At 51.0% G+C, this 23,306-nt stretch carries 22 protein-coding genes; 10 read left to right on the forward strand and 12 right to left on the reverse strand.

Annotated features, from left to right (window positions below):
* Nucleotides 1–13: 13 nt before the first annotated feature.
* Genes CEK71_RS02085 through CEK71_RS02095 form a run of 3 tightly spaced genes read right to left on the reverse strand, consistent with a single transcriptional unit; the run spans nt 14 to nt 2,882 of the window.
* Complete coding sequence (locus tag CEK71_RS02085) at nt 14–1,363, reverse strand: ABC transporter permease (RefSeq protein WP_088617834.1); 1,350 nt, start codon at nt 1,361–1,363, stop codon at nt 14–16.
* Nucleotides 1,364–1,390: 27 nt separating this feature from the next.
* A complete protein-coding gene (cysE, locus tag CEK71_RS02090; RefSeq protein WP_088617835.1) occupies nt 1,391–2,152 on the reverse strand; it encodes a serine O-acetyltransferase in 762 nt (253 codons plus the stop codon).
* Nucleotide 2,153: 1 nt separating this feature from the next.
* Nucleotides 2,154–2,882, reverse strand: a complete 729-nt coding sequence (locus CEK71_RS02095) for an RNA methyltransferase (RefSeq protein WP_088621468.1) — start codon at nt 2,880–2,882, stop codon at nt 2,154–2,156.
* 181 nt (nt 2,883–3,063) lie between these two features.
* On the opposite strand from CEK71_RS02095, the gene suhB reads away from it, so the two are divergent.
* Entirely contained in the window at nt 3,064–3,858 is a 795-nt protein-coding gene (gene suhB / locus CEK71_RS02100) for an inositol-1-monophosphatase (protein ID WP_088617836.1), read from the forward strand.
* Between the two features lie 91 nt (nt 3,859–3,949).
* Here suhB and CEK71_RS02105 read toward each other — a convergent pair whose 3' ends face one another.
* Nucleotides 3,950–4,651: a GTP-binding protein gene (locus tag CEK71_RS02105; protein WP_232463743.1), complete on the reverse strand. Its 702-nt coding sequence runs from the start codon at nt 4,649–4,651 to the stop codon at nt 3,950–3,952.
* Between the two features lie 731 nt (nt 4,652–5,382).
* Here CEK71_RS02105 and CEK71_RS02110 point away from each other — a divergent pair.
* A complete protein-coding gene (locus CEK71_RS02110; protein ID WP_088617837.1) occupies nt 5,383–6,369 on the forward strand; it encodes a hypothetical protein in 987 nt (328 codons plus the stop codon).
* 91 nt (nt 6,370–6,460) lie between these two features.
* On the opposite strand, the gene CEK71_RS02115 is transcribed toward CEK71_RS02110, so the two are convergent.
* From CEK71_RS02115 to CEK71_RS02130, 4 genes are all read right to left on the reverse strand, one after another.
* A complete protein-coding gene (locus CEK71_RS02115; RefSeq protein ID WP_088617838.1) occupies nt 6,461–6,823 on the reverse strand; it encodes a hypothetical protein in 363 nt (120 codons plus the stop codon).
* Between the two features lie 215 nt (nt 6,824–7,038).
* Entirely contained in the window at nt 7,039–7,446 is a 408-nt protein-coding gene (locus CEK71_RS02120) for a hypothetical protein (RefSeq protein ID WP_088617839.1), read from the reverse strand.
* Nucleotides 7,447–7,557: 111 nt separating this feature from the next.
* Nucleotides 7,558–8,592 (reverse strand): hypothetical protein, encoded by a 1,035-nt coding sequence (locus tag CEK71_RS23070; RefSeq protein WP_088617840.1) that lies wholly within the window; start codon nt 8,590–8,592, stop codon nt 7,558–7,560.
* 1,149 nt (nt 8,593–9,741) lie between these two features.
* Entirely contained in the window at nt 9,742–10,143 is a 402-nt protein-coding gene (locus tag CEK71_RS02130; protein WP_088617841.1) for a PilZ domain-containing protein, read from the reverse strand.
* 479 nt (nt 10,144–10,622) lie between these two features.
* Here CEK71_RS02130 and pssA point away from each other — a divergent pair, with 479 nt between their 5' ends.
* The 6 genes from pssA (at nt 10,623) to CEK71_RS02160 (ending at nt 16,229) form a co-directional block, all read left to right on the forward strand.
* Nucleotides 10,623–11,363, forward strand: coding sequence for a CDP-diacylglycerol--serine O-phosphatidyltransferase (gene pssA / locus CEK71_RS02135; RefSeq protein ID WP_088617842.1), 741 nt, complete (start codon nt 10,623–10,625; stop codon nt 11,361–11,363).
* A 103-nt stretch (nt 11,364–11,466) separates the two neighbouring features.
* On the forward strand, nt 11,467–13,011 hold the full coding sequence (locus CEK71_RS02140) for a 2-isopropylmalate synthase (protein WP_088617843.1): 1,545 nt from the start codon (nt 11,467–11,469) through the stop codon (nt 13,009–13,011).
* 48 nt (nt 13,012–13,059) lie between these two features.
* Nucleotides 13,060–13,809, forward strand: a complete 750-nt coding sequence (locus CEK71_RS02145) for a uracil-DNA glycosylase (protein WP_088617844.1) — start codon at nt 13,060–13,062, stop codon at nt 13,807–13,809.
* A gap of 22 nt (nt 13,810–13,831) precedes the next feature.
* A complete protein-coding gene (gene rimI / locus CEK71_RS02150) occupies nt 13,832–14,371 on the forward strand; it encodes a ribosomal protein S18-alanine N-acetyltransferase (RefSeq protein WP_088617845.1) in 540 nt (179 codons plus the stop codon).
* Between the two features lie 239 nt (nt 14,372–14,610).
* Nucleotides 14,611–15,339, forward strand: a complete 729-nt coding sequence (locus CEK71_RS02155; protein WP_088617846.1) for a 16S rRNA (uracil(1498)-N(3))-methyltransferase — start codon at nt 14,611–14,613, stop codon at nt 15,337–15,339.
* The gene (locus tag CEK71_RS02160) at nt 15,336–16,229 is read left to right on the forward strand and encodes a CPBP family intramembrane glutamic endopeptidase (RefSeq protein ID WP_332455531.1); all 894 of its coding nucleotides are present in this window, start codon (nt 15,336–15,338) and stop codon (nt 16,227–16,229) included. The genes CEK71_RS02155 and CEK71_RS02160 overlap by 4 nt, the downstream gene beginning before the upstream one ends.
* Before the next feature lie 93 nt (nt 16,230–16,322).
* Here CEK71_RS02160 and CEK71_RS02165 read toward each other — a convergent pair whose 3' ends face one another.
* From CEK71_RS02165 to CEK71_RS02180, 4 genes are all read right to left on the reverse strand, one after another.
* Nucleotides 16,323–17,663 carry a cytochrome P450 gene (locus CEK71_RS02165; protein WP_088617847.1) on the reverse strand — a complete coding sequence of 447 codons (1,341 nt, stop codon included), beginning with the start codon at nt 17,661–17,663 and terminating at the stop codon, nt 16,323–16,325.
* Between the two features lie 117 nt (nt 17,664–17,780).
* Nucleotides 17,781–18,485, reverse strand: a complete 705-nt coding sequence (locus tag CEK71_RS02170; protein WP_088617848.1) for a metallophosphoesterase family protein — start codon at nt 18,483–18,485, stop codon at nt 17,781–17,783.
* A gap of 145 nt (nt 18,486–18,630) precedes the next feature.
* Nucleotides 18,631–19,536 carry an NAD(P)-dependent methylenetetrahydromethanopterin dehydrogenase gene (locus tag CEK71_RS02175; RefSeq protein WP_088617849.1) on the reverse strand — a complete coding sequence of 302 codons (906 nt, stop codon included), beginning with the start codon at nt 19,534–19,536 and terminating at the stop codon, nt 18,631–18,633.
* A 40-nt stretch (nt 19,537–19,576) separates the two neighbouring features.
* A complete protein-coding gene (locus CEK71_RS02180; protein WP_088621471.1) occupies nt 19,577–20,485 on the reverse strand; it encodes an NADP-dependent methylenetetrahydromethanopterin/methylenetetrahydrofolate dehydrogenase in 909 nt (302 codons plus the stop codon).
* Nucleotides 20,486–20,704: 219 nt separating this feature from the next.
* Here CEK71_RS02180 and CEK71_RS02185 point away from each other — a divergent pair, with 219 nt between their 5' ends.
* Both CEK71_RS02185 and CEK71_RS02190 read left to right on the forward strand, forming a co-directional pair.
* Complete coding sequence (locus CEK71_RS02185; protein WP_088617850.1) at nt 20,705–21,391, forward strand: CerR family C-terminal domain-containing protein; 687 nt, start codon at nt 20,705–20,707, stop codon at nt 21,389–21,391.
* Between the two features lie 320 nt (nt 21,392–21,711).
* Nucleotides 21,712–23,157: an efflux transporter outer membrane subunit gene (locus CEK71_RS02190; RefSeq protein ID WP_088617851.1), complete on the forward strand. Its 1,446-nt coding sequence runs from the start codon at nt 21,712–21,714 to the stop codon at nt 23,155–23,157.
* Nucleotides 23,158–23,306 lie beyond the last annotated feature (149 nt).

Here is a 23,306-nt window from a genome sequence, read left to right on the forward strand (position 1 = left end):
TGAGAAAGGGGGGTTATTGCCTGTTTCGGCGTGGGTCAAAAGCCTGTTGTACGGTGTCGGCAAATAAGTTGGCCGCCAAAACTAAGGCCAGCATAAACACAAACGCGGCGGACAGCGACCACCACACCATCGGTTCCCGCGCCATTTCCAGCCGCGCCCCGTTAATCATATTGCCCCAGCTGTAGGTGGTCGGATCGACCCCTATGTTGATGTAAGATAACACCGCTTCCGCCAGCACCAGCGAGCTGAAATCCAGCACCACCGAAATCAGCACCAAGTGCATGACATTGGGCAGGATATGGCGGCTTAAGATGGTTAGCGGTTTGACCCCTAATGCGGTGGCGGCCTGGACATATTCCATTTCGCGCAGCTTAAGGGTTTCCGCGCGTAACAGACGGCACAGCCCCGTCCAACTGGTCACGCCCAAAATCATGCACAAAAATAACAGGCGCATATCGGCGCGGACGACTAGGCTAGTGAAGGCGGCTTCATGGTTCGCCATGTAAACTTGCACCATTAAGATGGCGGCGGCGATTAATAAGACGCTGGGGATTGAGTTCAAGGTGGTGTAGACATATTGGATCATATCGTCCACCCAACCCCGGAAAAACCCGGCGAGGATACCGAAAATAACCGCCAGCGGCAACATAATGAGGGTGGTCAGCGTACCGATGACCAGTCCGGTACGGATACTTTTGATGGCTTGGTAGAAGACATCTTCACCAACCTTATCTGTGCCGAGGATGTGATAATAGCCCGATAGGTAACACAAGGTATAGGCAGTGCAAAAAACCGCCGCCACCGTGCAAAAAACCGCCTTAGCAGCGGTATTTTTGGGTATGTTTTGCCCTGCCAAGGCAAATCCTGCCCAGACTAGCAAAGCCGCCAAACCTAGCCAAGCCAAACTTTGTGCCAAGGCTATGGCTGTTTTTACGCCAATATCGGCGGCCTGCTGGGTGGGGTCGGCCAAATGGTGGCCACCGAAAGTCAGGCGCGGATATGTCCACGCGACTGTACCGTCGGCGGCGGTGGCCATTTCTTTGCTGTACAGGGTCAGTGCGAACGGAGCCGAATAGGTTTTTTCGCCGTGCTGGCGTAAGGGTTCTGCCCATGCGTCCAGGACGCTGATGATCTCATGGCTATTGGCTTGCTCGGTACGGCTTGTGCTTTCGTAATGCAGGGAATCGAGCAGGCCGATGCCCAAGAAAAACACCAGTACGGCCAGTGCCGCCATACCGAGCGGGTCGCCGCCGATTTGCCTGAGCGGGCGTTGGATATAGTCTTTACCGCGCAGGTACAGGCCAGTTGCCAAAATTATTAGGCACAGGGTAAAAATGAGGGCATCTGTCCATAAAATAACCATTTAAGACCACCTTGCTTTGGGCATAGCTTAGGGTAGGGTACGGTAAGCGTCTTTGATTTCGCAACCGTCCAGAGTACAAATAGGGGGATTTTTGCAACTGATCCCCGCCTCATTCATGGCTTTTTGCATCGTCTCTATTTGTTGGTCGAGGGCGTTGATATGGTCGATCATACGGTTAATCGCCACGGCGACCGGGTCGGGCATGTCGGCGCTGGCCCCATAAGCGTTGAAGTTGACCGGGCGGTTACTGCTGGTCGGTTCGGGCGGCGGGGCTTTTTGTTCGCCGATAATATGCGCCGGAATGCCCACTACGGTAACGCCGGCGGGTACAGGTTTGAGTACCACCGAGTTGGAGCCGACCCGTGCCCCGTCGCCAATATCAATAGGCCCTAAGACTTTTGCGCCCGCGCCAATGACCACGCCGTTATGCAGCGTCGGGTGGCGTTTGCCTTTTTGCCAAGTCGTGCCGCCCAACGTTACGCCATGATAAAGGGTACAGTCGTCGCCGATGACGGCGGTCTCGCCGATGACCACGCCCATGCCGTGGTCGATAAACAGGCGGCGGCCAATGACGGCACCGGGATGGATTTCAATGCCCGTCCACCAGCGGCTGAGATAGGCGATAAAACGCGCCAGCCAGCGGAAACCGGCCTGCCAGCACCAATGGCTAAGGCGGTGGACGACCACGGCATGGACTCCCGGATAGGTGGTGATGACCTCTATCCAAGTCTGCGCGGCGGGGTCGCGGGCAAACACGCAAGCGACATCTTCTTTTAAGCGGCTGAACATATTAATCCTTATGTTGGTGATCTTGGGACATCCGTAAAATGCCCCGGAGTATGTCGACTTCTTTCGTGTCCAGTTGGATACGGTTATACACGCGCCGTAGGCGGCGCATAATAGATTTGGAGCGGCCTGGCTGCATAAAACCAATATCTACCAAGGCTTCCTGCAAATGCCGGTAAAACGATTCCATTTGGCTGGCGGTCGCCAGCGGGCATTCGCCTTGGTCGCCCACTTGTATGGTGTCGGGGCGGTCGGTGGCGGCGAACAGCTCATAACACACCACTTGCACCGCAGCGGCTATATTTAGGGAGCTATAGCTCTCATTACAAGGGATATGCAGCAAATAATGGCACAAATCCAGCTCATGATTTTTCAGGCCGGAATTTTCGCGGCCAAAAATAATGGCGATTTGTTGGTGCGGACTGTCGATGACGGCCAATTGCGCACATTGTTTGGGATTAAGTTCCGGCCAGCTAATCGTCCTGCGCCGGGCGCTGGTGCCAATAATCAATTGGCAATCGGCGATGGCCTCCTGCAAGGTCGGGTAGACCGTGGCGGCGGCAAGCACATCGTCGGCACCTGAAGCGCGGGCGGTCGCCTCGTTGCTGGGGAAGGTTTTGGGGCCGACCAACGCGAGGCGGGTCATGCCCATGTTTTTCATGGCACGGGCCACCGCTCCGATGTTACCCGGATGGGTGGTTTCGACCAAGACAATTTTGATATGGGAAAGCAACGTTAAACCTGTTATGAAAAAGGTGGCCATTTTTAGGTGGGTTTGCCTGACAGCCCGAACCGCCGTTGGGTTTGGGGCAGGCTAAAGCGCCACTTTAAAAGTGCAAGCCGAAAAAAGCCTTAAGTTTACCAAAAGATTTGCTACCATACTGGCTTTTATCTGCTCATTAAGAAACTGACCTATGCAACCAATGTTAAACATCGCCGTCCGGGCGGCACGCAGCGCGGGCGATTTGATCCTGCGCTCCTCTGACAGTATCGGACAACTCCGTATTGACCAAAAAGGCAAAAATGATTACGCCAGTGAAGTGGACCGTATGGCGGAGCGGGAAATTATCAGCATTATTCGGGCAGCTTATCCCGATCATGCCATTTTGGCGGAAGAAAGCGGTGAGCATCAAGGGAATGATTTTGTTTGGGTAATTGACCCGCTGGACGGCACTACCAATTTTTTGCATGGTTTCCCGCAATACGCCGTTTCTATCGCCTTAAAGCACAAAGGCAGGCTGGAAGTCGGCGTTATTTATGACCCCTTGCGCGACGAATTGTTCACCGCCAAACGCGGCGGCGGCGCGACCCTGAACAACCGCCGCTTGCGGGTTACCCAACAGCCGAGCTTAAAAGGTGCGTTATTGGGTACGGGATTTCCTTTTAAAACCGATTTGCATCTTAAGGCTTATGTGAATATGTTCAGCGCGTTGACCATGGAGTGCGCCGGCATCCGCCGCGCCGGGTCTGCCGCTTTGGATTTGGCTTATGTCGCGGCTGGGCGTTTAGATGGTTTTTGGGAAATCGGGGTGATGGAATGGGATATGGCCGCCGGGATTTTGCTGATTAAGGAAGCGGGCGGTGTTGTTACCGATTTTTCTTTTAATGACAATTATTTGCAGTCGGGAAATTTAATTGCAGGTAGCCCGAAAATGCACCAGTTGATGTATCAGCTCATAGAGCCTTATGTGACGGCGAATTTGAAATAGGTTTTGGTCATGCTGGATACGGCTTAGGCCGTGTCCAGTTCCGGGCTTGTTGACCGGATACGGCTAGGCGTAGGGCGTTATGGATGGGGGTTTAGCTGTATTCGACCATCATGACTAACGTATCGAGCAACAACATAATGTCGTCCAATTCGCGTGCGTCGATATTCATGACTGGCCAAGGGATGCCACGTCCGTTAAGGACGGTCAGATAATCGTCAACACTGGGTTGGCTAGTGGTATCGTAATGGGTAATACCGATTACCGCCGGATTTTTCAGCAAAAAGGCTTTGTTAAGGCTAAGATAATAGTCCAACTCCTCCAAGGGATTGCCTTGGGTGTTGTTGATCATGATAATCAGCCCCGCCGCGTCGCGGGTGAGGATGGGGGTCATAAAATCAAAACGGCGTTGTCCGGGTGTGCCGTACAAATAAAATTTATCTTGGCCGTCAATGGTTTTTAGCACCCCGTAGTCCATTGCGACGGTAGTGGATTTTTTTTGTTGCAGGACGTTTTGTTCTGAGGGTTTTACTTCGGTGGAAAAATAGCTGCTTTCGCTGATGGTGGCGATGGCCGTGGTTTTCCCTGACCCTACCGAGCCGGTAAAGACAAATTTAAGGATGGGCGCTTTTTTCTGGGTGTTGGCCGTAACTGCCGATACATTAGCGGCTTGGGGAACTGTTTCGTCATGGCTCGGCTGGTTTTTTTTCACCGCCCTTTCTTGCCCCAGCGCTTTTATGGCAGATAAATCCATAAAAATGGTTGCCGAGGGGGCTGAAGAGGTTTCTTTGGTCATGATGGGGATCCTTTGGTGGGCAGTACGGGTATTGGGTAATCTGCTATCATTGTCATAAAGTGGTGGCTTTTAAGGCGGATGATTTTTAGTTACAGGACACTCCGCATATCGAGTGGAATTACCTTTGACATAATACGTTAAATTTTTAATGGATAAAAGGGAATGTTGTTATTTGCCGTATTTAATGTGGCATTATTTTAGCTGGTTTATTTTTTTGTAATTTATTGATTTTATTTTTATTTTTATATTAAGTTCACAGTTTTTGCAAGTTTTTTGGCATTTTTTGTGAACTGTATCACACATTTTGGCAAAGCTGGGCTATAGGGTTGGTTTGTTGGTCAAGGCTTCGGGCAATCAGCAAAATACCAGCCCTTTCACTATAGCGCCTGTCAAGCGTCATGCAAGTTATCGGAAGGATTTCCATAATGTATACTCTGAACGGTCAAGTTTTCGGTTAATCCGCTCGTGGTGAGCCTGTCCCACAAGGGGGGTCTGGGGACAGGCGAACGGTTAATCCTAAAACCGAAAACTTGACCGTTTGAAGTATATAGGTACGGTGGTGTGGCCGCTTAATAGAAGTGAGTACATAGCCATTGTTATCTTGCTATGGCTATTTGGCCTGAATATTGGTTATTATAGCCCGATTGATTGGAGCTTCCGCGAAGGGTGGCTCGGAACAGGGGCGTAAATAATTTTTTACGCAATTTCACATAATTAGGAATGATTTATCTATGTCCGTTAGCCATTTTAGTATTGCCCCCATAGGATTTGACGAACTGGAAATACGCTATTTTACGGCTGTCCTCTATTTGGCGGAAACGCGTCTGCATCAACGGTGGCAAGTGGTAAACACAGGGGATGCCGATTTTTTTGTGTTGCCGGCACAGCACCCACAAGACGGATTACCGCCCGAACGGTGTTTTATTTACGCTGCCGAAGCCTTAAGCGATAAGCATATCGTGGTGGATGCCAGCGGCATCCCGAGTGTCAGTTCGTTAGTGGCGGTGTTGGCCCGGGTTGAAGGCGCTCCGCTGCTTGAGCGTCCGCAAGCCCTGCCGCCAGTAGCCGACCCGGTCACGCCTTCGGTAAAAAAACCTGAGCCTTTGCCGGAGCGTTTAAGTGATGATGACAAGGTTTTTTATCCGGAGGATGGGCTGCTAAAAGCCTTGCTTGACGACAGCCCCGAACCGATATGGATTGTCGTTGATAAGGCCATCGATATTTGGCTGGATCCGGTGCAAAGCCTTTACTATAGCCAAGTGAACTTAGAAGAACTGATGCCTTACTGCACCGCCGATAGCCGGATATTGATCAATACAATGACGGCATCGGAATTGCAAAGGCTGGTTGAAAAGCGGCAAATTGCCGCTAAGCCCCTAAATAACCTGATTTGGTATGTTGCGTTTAAATCTTCGCAAGGCCGGTTGTTGGCTGGTAATAGTCCCGATGATATTGTGCATTTGAAGGGCTGGCCAAATTTGCGCTTGCCGGAAGGCCGCGATTTTATCAAGCTGGCGGCGTTTATGCATAATAATACCTTGGCTTTGGCGGATATTGCCGAGGCGACCCGTTTGCCTTTGCCGAAAATCTATAATTTTTATAATGCCTGTTATTTGGTGGGGCTGATAGAAAAATCCGCTGTTGCCCAACGTAATGAGAAGCCGTTAGATGCCGACCGCCGTAACTTGTTGGATAGGATCAGAACCCGCCTTAAATAGCCATAAAAGCAGAAACAAACAGGCCGGATGATGGGGTCATCCGGCCTGTTATTGCTGGAAACTGTTCTGCTGACTCAGCAGGCGTACCCGATTACAGCACTAATTTGCTTTCTAAAGACATGACGCTACGGCGGGCCAAGGCCAAGTTGCTTTTGGCTTTGTCCAGTACGACATAAATGAATACGCCTTCGTATTTTTCAGTCGGGCGGATGATGTGGTATTGTTTGCCCAGCGTGATCAGGATGTCTTCGATGTCGTCTTTCAGACCTAAGCTTTTCATGGTTTTCAGTTTGGAGCGGACAACTTCGGAGTTGCCGGCCGCCGCCAGTTCCATATCAATACCTGTACCCGCTGAGCCTAATAACATGCCGCTGTTGCCGTCAACCACAGCCGCAACCATAGAACCGTCAATAGTGGCAACTAATTGTTCCACGATCTCTTTAATATTGCTCATTGTTTTTCCTTTAGATTATTGGCACAAAAAAAACTATTGCTATTTGCCAACGGATGATAGCAATAGGGTTAGGAATGGCTGTGAAATAAGCTCGCCAGTTAAGGCTTTGCAGGTTTCGGCATCCCCTGTGTAGAGTATAAAATCTTGGCAGGTTTGGGTCGTCATTGGCTTAACTTATCCCGTACCGTCCTAAGTCTTGTTAATTTCAGCGGCTGTTAGGCGCAATGTTCGGTAATCAGCCCCATATTGCGCTGTATGGTGATCCAGCCCATCGCGACGCTGGTGTTTTTATCCGTGCTTAACACGAGCAGTAAATCTGGTTTTTCGGGGATGACGGCCATAAAATGCCGGGTGTCTCCGGCATTGATACAAATGTCATTAATGCTGTTACTGATGGTTTTGCCCAGTTTAGCCGACAGTAGTGATTCTACGGCGCGTACAGGTTTGCCGCGCAACATTTCCGCCGCCGCCGCCGCCAATGCTTCTAAGTAAGAGGGGGTAAGGAAATCGACTTTATGGGCGACCCCTAATAATTGCCTGCTGTTCATGTCAATCACCGCGTACCCGAATACGCCATCCATGTCGGCTATAACTGATTGTAAAATATCGTCTAGTTTTGTCATTGTTATTGTTTTTTCCGGCAAGTAAAAAGAAGCTTTTTGCTAAAACGTAATCCAGATAGGTATATTGCCACCCTTAGTTACTTAGGCAAGGGTTTGGGGATAGGCATTCGCTTAAGCCCCAGGGTGTTTTAAGCGGTTTTTTAGTTTGCTAAACAGGCTCTGCTTATCAGGGGTCGGAATTGTTCCGAACAACCCTGCCACGAAGCTGGCATTGTAAAAATTGTTTGCTACCGCTAAGGGCGTGCCCGTCACTTCCGCAGCCTGCTCTAAAGAGGCGGTGTTTTTATGCAAAAATTCCGCTAATTTTCGGTAACTCAAGCTGTCAGTTTTTCCCAGATACGGCAGTTGGGACAATTGTACCAATTCTTGACCGGAATGCCCCTGTAGCAGTTGCCCTTGCGATAAGTTAAATGTGGCATACCAAATCAGTTGGCTTAACGGCAGCGCCGTTAAGCCGGATTTTTTGACGGCTTTGCCTAATTCGGCTACGGATAAAGGGGTTGCTAAGATAGGGTTGTCCAGACTAAAAAATGGCTTAAGCTGCTCTAAAGGGGCAAGGGAATAATAGGCTTTTTTATCGTGATAGATAAAAATAGGGTTATCGGTAGGCCGTGCTTGCAAGGTTAAGGCGAAAGCTTGCTTTTGCTCAGTCAGTAATATACCTAGTAGCCCTTGTTGCGGGTTAAACTCTGGGGCTTTTGCCGGGGCCTGTGGTTTGGCCGGTTGCACGGTAGCAGTAGGTGCAGGTACTTTCGGGCTAGTGGGTGCAGGCTTTTGTTCGGGCTTTGCTTTAGGTGCCGTTTTAGCTGTAGCAGCGGGCAACGCCTGCTGGGCGACCCGATTAAACAGCGGGATTAAAGCCTGTAAGCTGGGGGTGCGGTCACTGTCGACCAGTAGGCCATTGTCAAGACCTTTACTGGGGTCGGGGACATAAAAAAAGCAGCGTTCACGCGGTAGATTTTTTAAGGCAGCACTTTGCGATTTGTCATAAACGACATAAAAATCGGCGGTGGCGGTTTTGACAATTTGCCAAGCAGGCTGTAAGGCAAATTCAGCCAAATCAAGAATGGCGCAAAATTTTTCTGCCTCATGCTTTCTAAAGCCAATGAGTTTAAGGCTAATAAAATTATCGTTTTCTATATTCATTAATTTTAGAATTGGCGGCTATATGATATTAGCGGGGCTATTCCCAGTCGGTTCAATATATCCCGAAGCCTAAGAAAAACAAAGCCAAAAAATTTAAAAGCGGCTGGCTTTTTGGCTGTGTAGGATAGGTGGGCTTTTTTCCGAATGCACTGCATCTGTTTACCCCAATAACCTATCAAACATTTCTGCCGCTATTTTATCCTTGAACGGGCCATAACCATAATAATCTTGTTCAGTTTAAGGTTTTTATATAGAGGGCGAACCCAGTTAAGCTACATAGACTTGCCGCCAACCAAAGCCTACCCTTAATTGATACGTTTATGACCAGTTTCAAAGTCATATAATATGATGAAAATGATGAAAAGTCTATTTTTAGATTTACTAAATTTTGTAACTACTTAACTTCCTCTTATAAAAACTAATCATTTATGAGCAATTTGTTAAAATTTAACCCCCAGTCTCTTCATTTCTTTAGAATTATTCACTTTTTTAGGTGATTTTTGACGATGATTCCAAAAAAATAATCTATGGACATTGTTGAAATTAACGCCTTTGATAGGTTGCCATTGGTGGACATATAGGGTTAAAAGTTGATTACGCGACATAATGTATACTTCAAACGGTCAAGTTTTCGGTTTTTTGATAGGGTACAGCGTACCCTACGGTGAATTGTAAAAGCCGAAAACTTGGCCGTTCACAGTATATGTTGCATGAGTTAAAAATGGGCTTTGATTAGTAGAGAGCCTATGCCGTTAATTGGCTTTGGCCTCTATACATAGGTGTACAATACGGCAATTAGGGATAAGATGCTGATGGTATTGCAGTTAGTCGGAGGGCTAAGCCAACCATACCGTATGATAAGTACCGCAATTCGGGAAAATGCCCGCAAAGATAGGCAATAGCGGCCTTTTTCAGGCTGTCATTTTAGTGTACAGTTGACAAAAGGCGGTTTAGCTGGAAGGGGGGAGTCTGTAACGGCAACCCTATATAACTAAAGCACAATAAAATGATGTCGTTCGTGGTGAGCTTGTCCCACAGGGACTTCCGTTGGTCGTCGAACCACCATAGCCCTTCGACAAGCGGGGGGCTGGGGACAGGCGAACGGCTTTACAATCAATTTATACTGCGTTAGCTATAATGCATAATGATTTAAGTGTCGCGCCCTTCTTCTAAGGCAAGCGCTAGCATAGACGCTAATTTATTGATGGATGCTTGGGTTTTCGCATCAGTGCCGTTAAACATAACCCCTGCGCCAATAGGGAAAAATTCGTTATCCATCGGTGCGATATAGACTATCTCGCACACCAGCTTTAATTGCTCGCCGTCGAACTCAATGTTAATTGTACCCGATTGCGAAATCAGCTCAGGCGCCAAGTACGGTTGCAGGTTCGATAAAAACGCGCCGCTGAGGCTAATGTTATCGATGTTTCCGATATATTCTTGGCCGTTGATCGTCATGGCAAAGGCTATCTCGGTCAGTACACGGCTGTGTATCCGTCTATCAATCCGTTTGCGTCTGTCCGGTTGCGGCGTTTTTATAATTTTTTTCATGACTCTATAGTATAGCTAGGGAATGAGTATAGGAGTTATTAAACCACAATGGTGCGTTACTTTGTCCAAATTTACTTGTACAAGTGTAGTATAAATTGGCGGTTGGGCAATAGCTAAATTAGGGCTACTGGCTATTGATTTTGTCTAATACAAAAGCCATAAAAATTATATAGTATTTAAGGTGTTAAGTTTGATTGGGATTAAGCTTGTTTTTAAATGTTTTGGTTCCTCGTGTAAGGTTGATAATTCTTGTAGGCCGATCTATTGCCCAATGAATGTTGGGCGGTCAGTTACGGGTTTTTGCCGCTTTGTCCGGTAGAAAGTGCGTGGCAATAATCCCTCTATGGTGAAATGGCGTGGGGATAATGTTAGCGCTTTTGCTGTAAAAAAAATGTAAAAATCAGCCTTTGTTAGGTATCGTGAGTTGGCCCATTGTATAATTGATTAGTTTTAGTCACTACGAAGGATTGGTTGCAAGCATGGCATCTGAAAAAACCTCCATACGCCGTCGCGGCATCTACTTACTACCCAACCTGTTTACCACAGGTGCGCTGTTTTCCGGTTTTTACGCTATCACCTCGGCGATGAACGCCCACTATGAAACCGCGGTCATCGCCATCTTTGTCGCCATGATTCTTGATGGCTTAGATGGCCGGGTCGCCCGATTGACCAATACCCAAAGCGAATTTGGGGCGCAATACGATAGCTTATCGGATATGGTGTCGTTTGGTGTGGCTCCGGCTCTGGTCATGTATTTGTGGGCGTTTTCTAGCCTAGGGCGCTTAGGCTTGTTTGCCGCTTTTGTCCATACCGCCGGTGCGGCCTTACGGCTGGCGCGGTTTAACACCCAATTGGAAACGGCGGACAAACGCTATTTCCAAGGCTTGGCGAGTCCGGCGGCGGCGGCTATTTTGGCCGGCTTTATTTGGATTTGTTTGGAACACCAATACGCCATTGATATGGTCAAATATGTGGCGATTGCCTTAACCATTGGCACTGGCTTGCTGATGGTCAGCAATTTCCGCTACACCAGCTTTAAGTCTATCGACTTAAAGGGTAAAGTGCCGTTTTTTGTCGCTATTGCCATGATGTTGGGCATCGCCTTTGTGATGGCGCAACCGCAAACCATGCTGTTCTTGCTGTTTTTGGCCTACGCGGTTTCCGGTCCGGTGATCACGCTGGTGCAACGCAAGCGCATTAAGCAAGAGCGTAAGGGCTGATGCGTCCAGGGTGGCGGTTTGCATCCGCCTGATATCCCCCTTTATTTTTTACTTATTTAGTATCAACACGCTGTGTTGATTTTTCTCCATGAATGGCGTTTTTATGAAAGACCAATTAATCATTTTTGACACCACCCTGCGCGACGGCGAGCAAAGCCCAGGCGCATCCATGACCCGCGACGAGAAAGTGCGCATTGCTAAAGCTTTGGAGCGGTTGAAGGTGGATGTCATCGAAGCCGGTTTTCCGGCTGCCAGCCCCGGCGATTTTGAGGCAGTGCAGGCGGTGGCGAAAATCATCAAGGACAGTACCGTGTGCGGTTTGGCGCGGGCGTTGGATAAGGATATTGACCGTGCCGGGGAGGCCTTAAAACAGGCGGGCCGCCGCCGTATCCACACCTTTATCGCCACCTCGCCGATCCACATGCAGATGAAGCTGAACATGTCGCCGGAGCAGGTGATTGAATACGCAGTGCGGGCGGTGAAGCGGGCGCGGCAATATACCGATGATGTCGAGTTTTCCCCCGAAGATGCCGGACGTTCCGAAGAGGATTTTTTGTGCCGCATCTTGGAAGCGGTAATTGACGCGGGCGCGACCACCTTGAATATCCCCGACACCGTCGGTTACAGCATTCCGCAGCAATTCGGCGCGACCATCGCCAACCTGATGGCGCGTATCCCTAATGCGGACAAGGCGATTTTTTCCGTGCATTGCCATAATGATTTAGGGTTGGCAGTGGCGAACTCCTTATCGGCGGTCATGAACGGTGCCCGGCAGGTTGAATGTACCATCAACGGTTTGGGCGAGCGGGCGGGCAATGCGTCTTTAGAAGAAGTGGTGATGGCGGTGCGCACCCGCCAGGACGTGTTTGCTTGCCAAACCCGTATCGACACCCGCGAAATTTTGACCTGTTCCAAGCTGGTGTCGACCATTACCGGTTTTCCGGTACAGCCTAATAAAGCCATTGTCGGCGCCAATGCCTTCGCCCACGAGGCGGGTATCCATCAGGATGGCGTGTTAAAAAGCCGCGAAACTTATGAAATTATGCGGGCGGAAGATGTCGGCTGGTCGGCTAACCGTATGGTGTTGGGCAAGCATTCGGGGCGCAATGCGTTTAAGAGCCGCATCACTGAATTGGGTTTTGAATTTGCTTCCGAAGCCGAGATTAACGACGCGTTTGCCCGCTTCAAACTGCTCGCCGATAAAAAACATGAGATTTTTGACGAAGACTTACAGGCTTTAATTTCCGAAACCAGCACCGAAGGCGAGGAAGAGCGCGTTAAGCTGATTTCGTTAAAAGTCTGTTCCGAAACGGGCGAAGTCCCAAATGCGCAAGTGACCTTGCGTATTGATAATAAAGAAGCGGTCGGCTGTGCCGAAGGTGGCGGCGTGGTCGATGCGACCTTAAAAGCCATCGAGCAATTGGTGAAAACCAAGGCCACCTTGGCGTTGTATTCGGTTAATAACATCACCAACGGCACTGACGCGCAAGGCGAAGTGACGGTGCGGCTGGAAAAAGCAGGCCGTATTGTTAACGGTTTGGGCGCGGATACGGATATTGTCGTGGCTTCGGCGAAGGCTTATATTAATGCCGTCAATAAGCTGCACCAGCCTAACGAACGCCAGCATCCGCAGATGGCTGAGGTATAAGGCCGCTCTTGGCTAGCCCAGACGGTTTGGGCGGGATCATGGATTATTATGGATAACACGCTACGTCTGCACTACTTAGAGGCTATGGGTATCGACGTTTGGTTGCCTAGGGTGGCTAGCGTAGTGCCGGAGCTAAGCGCGGCGGAGCCTGTGCCGCCTTTGCCCGAACCGCAAGCGTTGGCCGAGTTGCCTGCGCCGCCGGAACCGCAGCCCTTAGCGGATATTGGCGCGGCTGATGCTGGCGCAGACAATTGGGAGGTGCTGGCTGCCGAAGTTGCCGCTTGCACCCGTTGCGGCTTATGCAACACCCGCAAAAACACCGTGTTCGGGTCGGGCGATAAGATGGCGGATTGGCTGTTGATCGGCGAAGGCCCGGGCCAGCATGAAGATGAACAGGGCTTGCCGTTTGTCGGCAATGCCGGGCAATTGCTGACGGAAATGATCCGCGCCCTCGGCCTTAGCCGTGACGAGGTGTTCATCACCAATATCGTCAAATGCCGCCCGCCCAATAACCGCGACCCGCATGTCGATGAAGTGGCAAGCTGCCAAGGCTATTTGCAACGGCAAATTGCCCTGATCCGCCCGAAAATCATTTTGGCGGTCGGGCGTATCGCCGCGCAAACCTTATTGGCGACTGACGCGCCCTTAGGGAAACTCAGGGGGAAGGTGCATACCTTGCACGGGGTTCCGGTCGTGGTCGTTTACCACCCTGCCTATTTGTTGCGGTCATTGCCGGAAAAGCGCAAAGCCTGGCAAGATTTGCAATTGGCACTGCACACCGTAAAAGCACAACAATAAGAAGAAGAAAAGGAAGCCCACCATGCGCGATTTATTCGATAAACTCAAGACCTTGGTCGTCTATGATGCCGACAAGGAGTTTTATGCCAAAGTCTTTCCCGGTTCGGTGCCGCGCCGCGATTTGTTCCGCATGAGGCGGATGGGCATGGCGGACTTGCCGCAAGTCTTGGCGATTGAAAGGCAAAATTATCTGTTCCCTTGGGAAGAGGACATTTTTGAAGACTGCCTGAAATCCGGCTATAGCTGTTGGGTGTGCGAAGAGCTAGATCGGGTGTTGGGCTATTGCCTGCTGTCGGTCGCGGTCGGCGAAGCGCATATCCTGAATATTTCCGTAGATCCCGCCGAGCAAAAGCAAGGCATAGGCCGGAAAATGCTCCAGCATTTGATTGATAGTGTCAGGGGCAGGGCGGAGACCGTATTTTTAGAAGTCCGCCCCTCTAACGAAGTGGCGATTGCCTTATACGAAGACATGGGCTTTAACGAAATCGGTATCCGCAAAAACTACTACCCCGCCGAAAATGGCCGTGAAGACGCGATTATGTTGGCTTTGCAGTTGTTTTAACACCCGTTAAGCATATTAGGCTAAAAGCCTTTGCCGACGGCTTAAAAGTAATTTATTTTAGTCTCGCCGCCGCCCTTAATAATGGGTAGGAGGTTGGATCGCGGGTATCTTGCCCGCGCCCCAAAGAAAAAACCGCCTCACGATAAGATTTGCCGAGGTTATTTTATGCACGTTCCTTAGCGTCACCCAGCCTAACCATTCCCCCTGCCTTTTTTATTCCGCAACCCCCCAAAACTATCATGCGTGTTTCCAGACTCTACACTGCTTTGCCGTTGGCGCAAGGTGACACTATCGACTTGGACGATGACAGCGGCCATTATTTGCGGACGGTGCTGCGCTTAAAAAAAGCGGATGAGCTGATTTTGTTTAACGGCGACGGCGGCGAGTATTTGGCGCGGGTTGAGGAGGTGGGGCGTAAGGCGGTGGCGGTGGCTATCGGGGTGCGGCAAGAACGCAGTGTCGAATCGCCGCTACAGGTTAATTTAGGCTTGGGGATTGCGCGGGGCGATAGGATGGACTGGTCGGTGCAAAAAGCGGTGGAATTGGGGGTGAACCGGATTACGCCTTTAATGACCGAGCGTTGTGTGGTGCAGTTTAAGGGCGAAAAAAAGCCCCAGCGTTTGCTGCATTGGCAGAAAATCGTCCAACACGCCGCCGAGCAAAGTGGCCGGACGGTTGTGCCTGCTTTGACCGAGATTGCGCCGCTGGCAAGTTGGGTCGGTCAGCAACAGGGCTTGCGGGTGTTTCTTGACCCGTATGCGCAAACCTCGTTAGCTCAGTTGCAACCGGAGGCTATGCAAGTGACTTTGCTGACCGGGCCGGAAGGCGGATTTAGTGCGCAAGAGCGCGAGATTGCCCAAGCGGCGGGATTTATCCCGGTGCGCTTAGGCAGCCGCATTTTACGGACAGAAACGGCCTCGCTGACGGCTTTGGCGGCGGTGCAGATGTTATGGGGCGATTTTAAATGATGCGTTCGGTCTATTACGCGCTGGTGCCGCTGGGGGTGTTGTTGGGTGCGGCGGTTATCGCCAGTATCGGCGGGTTTTTGCTGGTGCAGGTGTTCGATACCTGGTCGGTACAGAAAGTCATCAATAAAACCACCCAAGCCTTGTTAGTGCTGAGCATTTTTCCGGCGATGGCTTGGCTTAAGTTGAATAAAACCGATTTGGGTTTTGCTGGCCGTAAGCAGTTTGGCAGGCAATTGTTGCAAGGCTTCGGCTTGGGCTTTGCCACCTTAATGCCGGTGTTTATTGTCTTGACGGTGCTGAAAATCAATGTCCTGGATGAATCGCAAGCCTGGACGCTGAGTTGGTTTTTCGGCAAAGCCAGTCTGGCGGTATTGTTGTCCTTGTTAATTTCTTTGATTGAAGAGCCGTTGTTTCGGGGCATTTTATTGGCGGGATTGCTGCGCAAACTACCTGTTCCGGCGGCGATTATCATCAGTGCTGCCTATTATGGTTGCCTGCATTTTATTAAAAGCCCACATAACATCCCTGCGTCGGAACTGACTTTAGGCGGCACGTTTGGCCTGCTGGCCGATGCGTTCGCCAATTTGCTCAATCCTGATATTTTTAGCGCGTTTTTGGCCTTGTTGATGGTCGGGGTGTTTTTAGGGTTGCTGAGGACGGAACGTCAAGCCAGTTTAGGCTTGTGCATCGGTTGCCATACCTGCTGGGTGACGCTGATAAAAATGAACAAGACGGTGTTCAACACCGATTTTAACGCCGATTATGCGTTTCTGGTCAGCCGTTATGATGGGGTGATTGGGCCGTTAGTGACGGTGTGGCTGTTGCTGGCGGTGTTGGGGTATGGGTTTTGGCGGCATAGATACAGCACTACTGGCTCCAAAAATGCGTAAAGGGGTAATTCCGTTATGACCAGTCAGGCCTTTCAGGTTGCCAAAACCTGAAAGGCCTGACTGGTGGCTGTGCCGAGGTAGCGGCAAATAGGCTTACCGCTTTACTATTGTCATGGGCACGTCATTGTCTGGGCTTAGGGTGACTTTGCAGATAGGGGTAACTTTTAACCCAGGTTTGGTTTGTGGGCGGAAGTGTTGCGCCAATAGGGCTACGGACAGGGTTAGTTGCAAAGTGCTGAACTGTTTGGCGACGCACTCCCTCGCCCCGAAGCCAAACGGCAGGTAGGTGAAAGGGGTCGGTTTAACGGGTGCATCGGCCAGAAAGCGTTCGGGGATGAAGTGGTCGGGTTTTTCCCAGTAGGCTTTATGGCGGTGCAACAGCCAAGGCACGATAAGTATAGTGGCGCCGGCAGGAATGGGTTTATCGTGAAAGGTGTCGGCGGCAGCGGCTTCGCGTGACAGCATCGGGAAGGGCGGATACAGGCGCAGAGTTTCGTCGATGATGGCGCGGGTGTAGGGTAGTTGTGTGGGCAGGTCAGCCAAGGCCTCAGTGCCGTTTAGCACACTGTCGATTTCTTGGTGTAGGCGCTGTTCGACATCAGGGCATTGGGCGAGCAAATACCAGACCCAGGTGAGGGTAGTGGCGGTAGTGTCGTAACCGGCCAGAAAAAATGCCAGCAGTTCATGGCGGATTTGGGCGGGGCTTAAGTCGGGCAAGCTAAGGAATAACCCCAGTAAGGAGTTGGCGTTAGCTGGGCTATAAGTGGCGATGATTTTGTCTATGCACTCATGCACCGCTTTGGCGGCTTTGCCGCTTTTGTTGCCGCCCAAGCTCGGTACCCAGGTGGGTAAGCCGAAAAAGGTGTTAACGTCCAAGTCTTCAATGCTATGCAGGTACGCGGCCACGCTTTTGGTTAAGGCTTGGCAGTCCGCGTCGCTTATCTGGGAGCCAAAGAGGATGCGGCACAGCATGGTCGCGCTTAAGGCACGCATTTCCGGCAGCATGGGTAAGGTGTTGGTGGTTGGCAGTTTGCCCCAGCGTTCTTGCTGTTCGTGCAGGGTTTGCTGCATCACGGCACTGAATGTAGTGAGCTGTTCGGGGCCGAAAAAAGGTCTGATGAGGTGGCTGTGCTTTTGCCAAAGATCCCCGTGGCTAATCAGCAGGCTGTCCGGTATTAACGGCATCAGGCTTTTTTGCATCAAGGAGCTTTTTTTCTGATAATTATCATAATGTTGGATTAAAATATAATTCACCGCCTCAGGTAAGTTGGCGATAATCAGCGTGCGGTTGAGCAGTTTCATGGTGATGAACTTGCGGGTAAAGGCATTTTCTGTCCAGAATGACAGCAAATCGCGGCGCAGGTGCTTAATGGTATCTAAACCACCTAGGGTTTTCGGGTGGCGGATAGGGTAGGGGGGGATAAAGTCGCTCATGCGGTTGCTCTTCAGTTAATGGTTAAGGCGTTCAGGCCATTCAATTTAGATGCGGGTTAAAAACGACAAGCTGGAGAAGCCGCCTAAGGGTCTAGCCTTTAAGCGGGGGCGGAGGGTTTAATAAGAGAAGTCATGGCAGGCTTTGATGTCGCTGACGATTTGGCCGCGTAAATTAGTGACCGTCCGGTTTGCTACGCCAAACACATGGATGTGTTGTTTGATGATGCGGGTGTAATTTTCATGCAAATGGCCGTGAAAAATATGTTTTACGCCCATAGCGGCGGCCAGTTCGCCAATAACGGCAAAACCGTGCCGGTGTGAGCCTGGTGCCTCGTGAGTGACGAGGATGTCGGCCTTAAGGCTTCTGAGCGCTTCAAATTCGTCATGCCAAATTGCCGAACGGTATTTCAGCGACATATCGGCATTTTTGATATGGGCGGCTTGATGCTCTAAGTATTCCTGCTTGTTGCGCCATTTCGGCACTTGCGGCGGATACCAGACCCGCCCTAAGAAAATGCCGCCTAGCCCGGCAATCCGTAGTCCCGCCACTTCGGTGACTTTAAGGTGCAGGCTCTTATGGGCCAGGGCGGAATGGAACAGGTTATGGTATTTGCAGGGCGTTTCAAAATCGTGATTACCCGCAATCCACCAGACCTGGGTCAGGTCGAGAATCTCCGCCAAATAGGTTTCTAAAGGCTGTTCAAGATCATAGTCACCCAGCATCACCACCGCTTCCGGGCGGTGCTTGTGTACGGCGGTAATCAGGGCGTTAAAGTTTCCGTGCGGGTCGCCGGCAAATAATAGTCTGTCGTATTGGCTCATGTTGTCACACCATCTGTGGTATTAACCCTCATGCCAAAAATAACAGTGTATTGCCGTTATTGCCCGTGGGTTTTTGTGTCCTCTGGTATCAGTATAGTTGCTGAATGGGCAATTGTCAGGATTGCCCATTCTAAAAAAAAACGCCTTAAACAAGCTCTCTGGCTTTGCCAAATGCCGCCCTAAAATCCAGATACTGCGGTTTTTCGGCGGTTAGCATCAGCCTTAACAGCTCATTTTGCAACTGATATTTCACATTGCCGACGGCTAAGGCACCGACCCCGACTGCATTCAGGTCGGGGTTGGCATGACGCAGGGGTGTGCCTAGGTCATTGCGCTTAATACCTTCAATGCCTGCTGGCGGCACGGCATTGACATCACCCGCAACTTTAAGCTGTAAGGCGGTTTCCAATGTGGCGGCGTTCAGCACTTGGATACCGGCTTTAGCGGTACAGAAAATAATGTCGGCATCACGCAGCAGTTCGGCCTTTTCGGCATCCGTGCGTCCGCACGCCCCGGTCAGGGTGCAGGCAAACCGGCGGTTGTAGGCTTTGGCGACATCGTCGGCGGTTTCTGCCGAGAGATGGTCGACTAAGGCAGTTTGCGCCCCTGCCAGGGAAGCAATCACGCCGGTGGCAATACCCACCGGCCCGGTACCGCCAAACACCAAGGCCTTGCAGTCGGACAAAGCCTTACCATGCTGGCTTTGGAGTTGTTTTTCCACGCAGGCGACCAAGGCGGCGGCCGTAGTGAATGCGCCGCTGGGGTCGGCAAACACCGACACTTCAAAAGGCGGTACCATCGCTTGCTGGCTGGCTTTAAGCATATCCATCGCCAGCCCCAGATCACGGCCACCGATAAATATGCCGGTGCGTCTGACACCCGCAGGGCCCCGTGAAAAGATAGCGTCCTGAGTCAAGCCATAAACGCTGTCGAGTTTGACATTGCTATAGGGCATCAGCACATCAAAGCCAGCGTCCATGGCCATATTAATGTCGAACGGGCTGTTGTGCGGCATGGGGTCCAGCATGTGTAAAATGCTACGTTTTTCCATTAGACATTCTCATAAAGTGACGGGTTGAAAGGTAAGCGGATTAGGCTTGGGATTTTATGTAATCTCTGGCCACAGCAAAAGCATGTTCAAAATGCAGGTATAACGGTTTGTCGGTGCTGAGCATACTTTTTAATAAAAGATTTTGCGCTTGGTATTTAATGTTGCCTATCGCCAACGCGCCAATGCCGACTGCGCCGCTGGTAGAGGCGGGTATGGGGGTGCCGTTATCGAAGGCATCGACACCCGCGATACCGGCAGGCGGTACGGCGTTAACGTCGGCGGCAACTTTCAGTTGGGGGGCGGAAGCGATCAGTTCGGCGCTTAACAGTTCGATACCTGCCGCGCCTGTGGCAAACACCACGTCGGCAGTTTTGATGTATTCGGCTTTGTCGGCATCCGCACCGGCGGTAATGGTGATTTTACCATCGCCAAACTCATTGCTGCATAAATCGGCAATGGCTTGGGCTTTTTCCAATTGTCTGCCGATAATGCGCACATTCGCGCCGGCTTGTGCGGAAATGACCGCCGCCGCTTGGCCGACCGGACCGGTGCCCCCCAGCGCCAAAATGGTTTTGCCTTCTAAGGTGGTGTTAAATTTGGTGAAGAGTTCATGTTCGACAGCGGCGACCATGCCTGCCGCTGTGGTGAACGCGCCGCTAGGGTCGGCAAATACGGATACTTCAAAAGGCGGTACCATCGAGCGTTTGGCGGTTTTGAGCATGTCCATCGCTTGTTTGGTGTCGCGTCCGCCGATAAAAATGCCTGTCCGCTTGAGGTTTTTGGTGCTACGCGAAAAAATCGCATCCTGAACTAAGCCCTGTACCTCGCTAGGTTCAACATTAATGTAAGGCAAAGCGGAAACCCAACCGGCATCCAGAGCCATGTTAACATCGAATGGGCTGAGGTTTTTTGCTGTCGTCAGCATGTGTAAGATAAATGGTTTTTCCATGATAGCTCCCTGTTGGTAGATAGGCGTAAAGTTAGCTGGCAAGTATAAAAGAAAAAAACCGAGAATAACAATGCCGTTATGTATTTCGGGCATTTTGAGGGTTATTTTTGTTAGTGGACGGGTAAAAATAGGCGGGAAAGTTGACAGGCGGGTATTTGTCGCCCATAATTAAATCAAACGATTGATTTAATTATGGGCGACTGATGATGTATGGGATAGATGGCTAAGCATACCGATAATCTGACCGAACCGCAGGATGCGCGTAGCTGTTTGGTGATGGCGGCGTTGCGCATTTTTGCCGAAAAAGGCTTTGCGGCGGCAACGACGCGTAATATTTGCCAATTGGCGGGGGCGAACATTTCGGCCATCCGCTACTATTTTGGTGACAAAGCAGGCTTGTACCGGGCGGCATTTATTGAACCGATGGGCGACACGCCTTGCCATTTGGCTTTGGCGGCTTGTGCGGACTTGCCTTTGCCGCAAGCCTTGGCACTCTTTTTCCGCGAATTTTTAGCGCCGTTAAAGCAAGGTGAAACTTCGCGATTGGCGATGAAATTGCGTTTTCGGGAAATGGTTGAGCCTACGGGGGTTTGGCAGGAAGAGATAGATGCTGAAATTAAGCCGCTGCATGATGTTCTGCTTGCATTGCTCCAGCGGCACTTTGCCTTGGCAGAGCCGGATGACGATTTGCAGCGCTTGGCGTTTGCGGTAATCGGTATGGCGGTGCATTTTTATGTCGGACAGGATGTGGTGGCTTGTCTTGCCCCGCAGTTGCTAGCTACGCCCGCTGATATTGAGATATTAGCGGAACGTTTGGTGGGCTATGCGGTGGCGATTATTGCCGATGAGGTGCAGCGCAGGCTTTCAGTGGGCAGTGACTCATTAAGCGACACAAAGACAAGCTAACCGGACATACTGGATTAGGCGCGAGGTTAAAGCCCTCGGCAAAGGCTAAAGACCTTTGTACTCCACCGAAGACGCCGCACCGGACGGAGTGCGATGCTCTTCAGCCATTGCACGATGGCCTAACCCGTGTGTACCAACATTTAGTCTGTCGTTTGCTTAACATCGGACTTTATAACGGTGTATTCACATTGTGGCGGATAGAATCGGTAAGTTTTTCTGCCGCTGTTCATTTGCCGCGACAAATACAGCATTTTTAGGTGTGCCCTGCGTGGTAAATAATTTTTGCAATGACGGTTTTCACGATATTTAGAGCAGGTTTTATGAAAAACTTGAACATCAAGTGTAATGCCCTCCTGAGTGGGGTGATGTTACCGTTACTATTGTCCGGTTGCGGTTTAAAAGGTGGTTGGTTAACGACAGTGGGGCCGGATTACCACACACCCGAACTGCCGGCCGCCAAACGCTGGTATGCGCCACCCCCGGTGTTGGCGCATCACGGCGAATTGACGGAATTGGCGCACTGGTGGGAAAAATTTAATGATCCGGTGCTGAACCGTTTACTGGCGGCGGCACAAGCGGAAAGCGCCGATGTCGCCAATGCCAAAGCGCGTATTGGGCAGGCGCGGGCTAGTCTGGTCAGCAGCGGTTCGCAGTTTTTGCCGAGTGTGGATGGCAGTTTAAGCAGTACCCGTTCGTCGTTTTCGTTCGGGCAAGCGCCGTTTATCCGTAACCAACATCAATTGGAGTTGCAGTCCAGTTGGGAGTTAGATTTGTTTGGTGGTCTGGCGCGGCAGCAAGAGGCCGGGCTGAGCCAGTTGGCTTCGCGCACGGCGGCTTGGCACGACGCACGGGTGGCGGTGGCGGCGGAATTGGCAAATGCTTATCTGGCGCAACGCTATTGTGAGGCGCAGTTGCGTCTAAATCAGGCCGACGCACAATCTAGGCAGGCCTCGGCGCGGGTGGTAGGGATTGCTGCCCAAGCCGGGTTCCGCACGACCGCCGATGCGGCTTTAGCCCGCGCCAGTGCCGCCGAGGGGCAAAATACCTTATTGCAACAACAGGCGAGCTGTGACCGCTCGGTCAAAAGTTTGGTGGCGATGACTGGGCTGGAAGAGCCGCAACTGCGGCAACTATTGGCGCAACCCTCAGGGGCGGTCGCCAGTTTGCCTAAACCGCCACCGTTTCCGATTAATGCCGTACCTGCCAAGATGCTGTTGCAACGCCCGGATGTTGCCGCCGCCGAGCGGGATATGGCGGAAGCCAGTGCCAAGATCGGGGTGGCGCAAGCCAAGCGTTATCCTAAGTTGAGTTTGTCGGGCAATATTGCGCCGGTGCTCCAAAATATTAACGGTGGGGCGTTGACCTTAGCGCAAACCTGGTCAATTGGCCCGACGCTGAGCTTGCCGTTGTTTGATGCGGGGAAACGCGCTGCTGATGTCGAAGCCGCGAAGCAGGATTATGCCGCTGCCACCGCGCAATTCCATGCGGTTGTCCGCACGGCGGTGAAAGAGGTGGAGCAAGCCTTGGTGCGTTTGGCGAGTGCCGGGCAACGCTTGCCTCAAGCCCATGCGGCTACCCGTGATTATCAGAGCCATTATCAGGCCGCTAAGCAAGCTTATGAGGTGGGTTTGGGGAATTTGTTGGATGCGGAAACGTCGCGGCGTTCGGCAGTGGCGGCGGATTTGGCGGTGAAGGATTTGGAGCAGGAACAAGTTAGCGCGTGGATTGCTTTGTATCGTGCTGTGGGCGGCGGTTGGGTGGATTGAGGGATAAGGATAACCTTATCGGACTATGGACGGTTAATCCTGTTTTGGCTTTTTTGAAAAAAATTTAACGGCAACACATTGATTATTAATTATCGGATTAATGGCAGTGGGCGCTGGGCGTGGGAACGGGAAAACACCTATTTGGATAA

The sequence above is a fragment of the Methylovulum psychrotolerans genome, assembly GCF_002209385.1.
In the GTDB taxonomy this organism is placed as follows: Bacteria; Pseudomonadota; Gammaproteobacteria; order Methylococcales; family Methylomonadaceae; genus Methylovulum; species Methylovulum psychrotolerans.

Excerpts from the sequence above, each read along its gene's own strand:
- CEK71_RS02145 (WP_088617844.1), top strand. The coding sequence starts at position 13,060 with ATGGATAACACGCTACGTCTGCACTACTTAGAGGCTATGGGTATCGAC.
- CEK71_RS02180 (WP_088621471.1), bottom strand. The coding sequence starts at position 20,485 with ATGGAAAAACCATTTATCTTACACATGCTGACGACAGCAAAAAACCTC.
- CEK71_RS02120 (WP_088617839.1), bottom strand. The coding sequence starts at position 7,446 with ATGACAAAACTAGACGATATTTTACAATCAGTTATAGCCGACATGGAT.
- CEK71_RS02175 (WP_088617849.1), bottom strand. The coding sequence starts at position 19,536 with ATGGAAAAACGTAGCATTTTACACATGCTGGACCCCATGCCGCACAAC.
- CEK71_RS02085 (WP_088617834.1), bottom strand. The coding sequence starts at position 1,363 with ATGGTTATTTTATGGACAGATGCCCTCATTTTTACCCTGTGCCTAATA.
- CEK71_RS02130 (WP_088617841.1), bottom strand. The coding sequence starts at position 10,143 with ATGAAAAAAATTATAAAAACGCCGCAACCGGACAGACGCAAACGGATT.
- CEK71_RS02160 (WP_332455531.1), top strand. The coding sequence starts at position 15,336 with ATGATGCGTTCGGTCTATTACGCGCTGGTGCCGCTGGGGGTGTTGTTG.
- pssA (WP_088617842.1), top strand. The coding sequence starts at position 10,623 with ATGGCATCTGAAAAAACCTCCATACGCCGTCGCGGCATCTACTTACTA.
- CEK71_RS02140 (WP_088617843.1), top strand. The coding sequence starts at position 11,467 with ATGAAAGACCAATTAATCATTTTTGACACCACCCTGCGCGACGGCGAG.
- rimI (WP_088617845.1), top strand. The coding sequence starts at position 13,832 with ATGCGCGATTTATTCGATAAACTCAAGACCTTGGTCGTCTATGATGCC.
- CEK71_RS02110 (WP_088617837.1), top strand. The coding sequence starts at position 5,383 with ATGTCCGTTAGCCATTTTAGTATTGCCCCCATAGGATTTGACGAACTG.
- CEK71_RS02155 (WP_088617846.1), top strand. The coding sequence starts at position 14,611 with ATGCGTGTTTCCAGACTCTACACTGCTTTGCCGTTGGCGCAAGGTGAC.
- CEK71_RS23070 (WP_088617840.1), bottom strand. The coding sequence starts at position 8,592 with ATGAATATAGAAAACGATAATTTTATTAGCCTTAAACTCATTGGCTTT.
- CEK71_RS02170 (WP_088617848.1), bottom strand. The coding sequence starts at position 18,485 with ATGAGCCAATACGACAGACTATTATTTGCCGGCGACCCGCACGGAAAC.
- CEK71_RS02115 (WP_088617838.1), bottom strand. The coding sequence starts at position 6,823 with ATGAGCAATATTAAAGAGATCGTGGAACAATTAGTTGCCACTATTGAC.
- CEK71_RS02185 (WP_088617850.1), top strand. The coding sequence starts at position 20,705 with ATGGCTAAGCATACCGATAATCTGACCGAACCGCAGGATGCGCGTAGC.
- CEK71_RS02165 (WP_088617847.1), bottom strand. The coding sequence starts at position 17,663 with ATGAGCGACTTTATCCCCCCCTACCCTATCCGCCACCCGAAAACCCTA.
- cysE (WP_088617835.1), bottom strand. The coding sequence starts at position 2,152 with ATGTTCAGCCGCTTAAAAGAAGATGTCGCTTGCGTGTTTGCCCGCGAC.
- CEK71_RS02105 (WP_232463743.1), bottom strand. The coding sequence starts at position 4,651 with ATGACCAAAGAAACCTCTTCAGCCCCCTCGGCAACCATTTTTATGGAT.
- CEK71_RS02190 (WP_088617851.1), top strand. The coding sequence starts at position 21,712 with ATGAAAAACTTGAACATCAAGTGTAATGCCCTCCTGAGTGGGGTGATG.
- suhB (WP_088617836.1), top strand. The coding sequence starts at position 3,064 with ATGCAACCAATGTTAAACATCGCCGTCCGGGCGGCACGCAGCGCGGGC.